Source organism: Falsihalocynthiibacter sp. S25ZX9 (assembly GCF_041205405.1).
GTDB lineage: Bacteria > Pseudomonadota > Alphaproteobacteria > Rhodobacterales > Rhodobacteraceae > Falsihalocynthiibacter > Falsihalocynthiibacter arcticus.
In genome coordinates this window covers 1-3744 of sequence record NZ_JBGFCD010000044.1, presented here as the reverse complement: position 1 = coordinate 3744, position 3744 = coordinate 1, and the positions used below count along the sequence as shown (strand labels likewise).

Sequence of the window (3744 nt, the reverse complement as noted above, 5' to 3'; positions counted from 1 at the left end):
GAAAGGCCAGCGGTCACATGCACCGCGTCAACAGGCCGGACACATGACCGCAACCTGCAACGATCAAAATCAGCTCAAATAAATCCTTGCAAAACAGGGGCCGTCAACACATGACACCACCTGTTGGAGTTATCCGCCGCTCCTCGGTTTGACCAAACATCCCGAATCTGACGTGGTGATATAAATTTCACAAATTGAATTTTATTGAAGAATTTCTTAACTTTTAGTGCCGTTCTGTCAAGTTCAGGCAAACATCGGCGTCTCAGCGGCGCTTAGAACCGCTGAAAATCATGCGTCAACTGCGAGCCTAACAACAGGAGAGAACTATGAGAATATCGAGAAAATCACTAGCTGCGGCTTGTTTAGCCAGTTTGTCCGCCACCAGTGCTTTTGCTGCTGGTGAATGCGAAGGAAAACAGTTTGTATTCTTCCCGGGCGGGCCTGAAGGCGGGACTTTCGCCTCGGTTGTCTACAACGGTGCGGTTATGGCGGCAGAACACACGGGCTGTGATGTTCAGTATGTTTGGTCGGATTGGAACTCTGAAAAAATGGTCCGCCAGTTTTCAGAGGCAGTAGCGCGACGCCCAGATGGCATAGCGGTAATGGGGCATCCAGGTGAATCCGCTCTAGGCCCACTCATCGAGCAAGCCCGAGAAGTAGGAATTATCGTAACGACACAGAACGTCGACCTTCCGACGTATGAAGCAAAATACGTTGCCGAAGGGTTCGGCTATGTGGGTTCAAAGAACTATACTTCTGGGCGCAACCTGGCTTCGGGAATGGTTCAGGGATGTGGCCTTGAGGCCGGCGACAAAGTATTTGTCTGGGGTATGCAAAGCATGGAGCAGCGCGGGCTGCGCACGACCGGGTCGATCGAAGTGCTTGAGGAAGCAGGTATCGAAGTCGATTATCTGGAAATCAACCCAAACATCTCTAAAGATGCTTCTCAGGGCATTCCCGTTTTTGCAGCCTATGCGGCAGCGAACCCGGATATGAAAGGAGTGATCACCGATCACGGCGCTCTAACAGCGCTTTTGCCTGCTTACCTGAATGCCGCTGGCAAAAAGCCGGGTGAGATTTGTAGTGCTGGTTTCGATCTATCTGCTGCAACGGCGCAGGGTATTGAGGACGAAATGATTACAATGGTCTTGGACCAACAGCCATTCCTGCAGGGCTACTTGCCGATCATTCAGTTGTTTCTCACATCCCAATACGGTTTTGCAGGTATGAACATTGATACGGGTGCCGCGATGATAACGCAAAGCAATGTAGGTCCAGTCAAAGCCTTGGCTGCCGAAGCTATCCGCTAATTAAAATCCAAACAGACAATGCCGTTCTTCGGTATTGTCTAACTGCGAGCAGAACCATGGCACATGAAGAGCTACTCCGACTAGAAGATGTTCACCTGTCATTCGGGAGAATTGATGTCCTGAAGGGCATCAATTTTACGATCAACCGAGGTGAGGTCGTGGCGCTTGTTGGTGACAACGGCGCAGGAAAATCCTCTTTGATCAAGGTCATGACAGGCGTTCACTCACCGAACAAGGGTCGCGTGCTTATCAAGGGCGAAGTCGTGAAGATGGGCTCGGTCCAAGACTCGCGCAAACGCGGAGTTGAGACTGTTTATCAGGAGCGCGCTTTGGCGGATCAGCAAGAGATCTGGCGCAATGTATTTGCGGGCCGTGAAATTACAAATCGATTTGGGTTCATGAATGTTAAGCAACAGCGTGCCGAAGCGGCGCAGTTGCTGAGAACTCGTATGGGTTTTACGTCACGCGCAATCACGGCGGATAGTGAAGTCAGCGGATTGTCGGGAGGTGAAAAACAAGGGGTCGCCATAGCGCGTGCACTGTATTTTGAAGCAGAGTTGATCATTCTCGACGAGCCAACCATGGGTCTAAGCCTCAAAGAAACTGACAAAGTGCTACAATTTGTTCGCGAGATTCGCGAGCAAAAAAAATCTGCGATTCTCATCGATCACAACATTCTACACGTCTACGCTGTTGCGGATCGTTTCATAGTGCTTGATCGAGGCCAAGTCGCTGCTGAGTTCTCAAAAGACCAAATTTCGCGAGAGCAATTAGTGGAATTGATGGTGGATCTACACCAAACCGGCCAAATTTCTTCAGTTGAAAGCGCGTAGTAAAAATATGACATTTCCGATCTCATCAACCCGTCCGCAAGCCACAAAGCCATCCCGACTTCAGGAACTAATGTCCCGAAACATGATCGATGTTGCGATCACTGTGATATTCTTTTTGTTGCTGGGCATGTACGTAATTGGCGCGCCAGAAGTATACCTGAAGTTCGACATTTACCGCTCTTTCATGTCGACCTTACCTTACATGGGATTTCTCGCGCTAGGGGTCACATTCATCGTCACATTAGGGGAAATCGACCTTTCTTTTCCGTCCATTATGGGCGTATCCGCTTGGGTATTTGCTATTGTTTTTACTCTAACCGATAGCGCAATGATCAGCATTCTAGCGAGCATTGGTTCCGGAATGGTGTGTGGTGCCCTAAACGGATTTATTATCACCAGAATTGGGGTGCCCTCCATTGTCGCGACGATTGGTACAATGTTTTTGTTGCGCGGCTTGGTAAATGTCCTGGCTGAAGGCAAAGGCATTCCTTTGGTGCAGCTGCGGGAATCAGCATTCCACCCTATTTTGGTAGGTCGCATTGGCGGCGAAATTCCCATGCAGTTTGTATGGTTTTGTCTCATCTCAATCCTGATGATCACAGTTTATCGAAGGCACATATTTGGAAGCCACGTTCTATTTGTTGGCGACAATAAGGATTCCGCAAAAATGATGGGCATTCATTCGGATCGCGTCCGAATGACTAGCTATGTATTGTTAGGCGCGATGTCCGCACTCTCGGCCATTTTCCTACTATCCGAGGTTACATACTTTTGGCCAACCACGGGCGAGGGTTTCTTGCTTCCTGCCCTAGCTGCCGTCTTTATCGGAGGAACCTCTGTTTTCGGTGGGCGCGGAAGCATGTACGGCACGTTTATTGGCATACTGATTATCGGTTCTTTGGAAGCGGGCATCGTGGCAATGGGGGTCCAAGGATTTTACACTCAGTTAATCTATGGGGCGACCATTACGATTGCAGTTTCTATCTACGCCCATTTCATGAAACAGCATTAATCATCCCAGATTTGTCAGATTGAACTGACTTGTGGCGGGTTTGCCGAATGCGACTTTACTTAGACTGGAAGTGGCACCTTGATGAGGTTTTTGTAAAGATTAATGGCGCGCCGTGGATCATGAAGGCGAAGTTTTGGAAAGTTACGTCATCAAGCCCCGAGATGAAGGTTATTGGGAACTCTTCCAGCCAGGAAACGGGTCGCTGGAAAATCAATCGCGCTTCAAAGAACTGGGGTGACTTAGGGTTCGGACTGGCCGTTAGCTGCGGCTTCATAGATTAGACTATCATCGGCCATGACAACACTCACAAAGCTCATACAGTTGAGTATGAAAGCAGTATGGCGAGGATTTTAATCGCAAATAAATCCACAGCAAGTGCGGATTTATCCAAATCTACCGCCGAAGCCTCAGAGACGTTTGCTATAGTAGGGTAGGGGAGCGCGATGCCGCCGAAAGCTGACACACTAGTCGACGACGCCTTCGCCGTCGAACCCGCATTCCTCCGCCATTTTAAGGTAAGACGCAGTAAAACCATCCATATAGGCGTACATAAACACTTTTCCCTCAACAACCACGTCGAATTGGCCGT

At 49.2% G+C, this 3744-nt stretch carries 3 protein-coding genes and 1 pseudogene; all 4 read left to right on the top strand.

Going from position 1 to position 3744, the window contains the following annotated elements; all coding sequences use genetic code 11:
- The first annotated feature begins 326 nt into the window (after positions 1-326).
- Entirely contained in the window at positions 327-1310 is a 984-nt protein-coding gene (locus tag AB9F29_RS21080) for a substrate-binding domain-containing protein (RefSeq protein WP_369757146.1), read from the top strand.
- A 56-nt stretch (positions 1311-1366) separates the two neighbouring features.
- The gene (locus AB9F29_RS21075; protein ID WP_369757145.1) at positions 1367-2143 is read left to right on the top strand and encodes an ATP-binding cassette domain-containing protein; all 777 of its coding nucleotides are present in this window, start codon (positions 1367-1369) and stop codon (positions 2141-2143) included.
- Between the two features lie 82 nt (positions 2144-2225).
- On the top strand, positions 2226-3155 hold the full coding sequence (locus AB9F29_RS21070; RefSeq protein ID WP_369757144.1) for an ABC transporter permease: 930 nt from the start codon (positions 2226-2228) through the stop codon (positions 3153-3155).
- 35 nt (positions 3156-3190) lie between these two features.
- Positions 3191-3385 (top strand): annotated as a pseudogene (locus tag AB9F29_RS21065) (DDE-type integrase/transposase/recombinase); the annotation flags it as partial.
- Positions 3386-3744 lie beyond the last annotated feature (359 nt).